Below are 271 nucleotides of genomic sequence, written 5' to 3' on the forward strand. Positions count from 1 at the left end.
GCAGGAAGGGCTGTTCTCGCTGAAGCTGGGCGAGTGCGGCATCAGCTTCTTCTGCCGCCAGCCGGCGCCGGAGTTGCCGTTCCCGGCCTGCCTGGAGCAGCGTAAGTTGCTGATCCCCGGCCGCCGCTCGATGCTGGGGCGCAAGCTGCTTAACTGGTTCAATACGCAGGGCATTCAGGTGGAGATCCTGGGCGAGTTCGACGATGCGGCGCTGATGAAGGCCTTCGGCATGTACCACAACGCGATTTTCGTGGCGCCGACGCTGTATGCG

The 271-nt window shown here is 63.8% G+C and carries 1 pseudogene; it reads left to right on the plus strand.

Going from position 1 to position 271, the window contains the following annotated elements:
- A pseudogene (gene nhaR / locus AC4IFT_RS22490) lies at positions 1-271 on the plus strand (transcriptional activator NhaR); the annotation flags it as partial.

It is taken from the genome of Providencia sp. UF-183, from assembly GCF_058246155.1.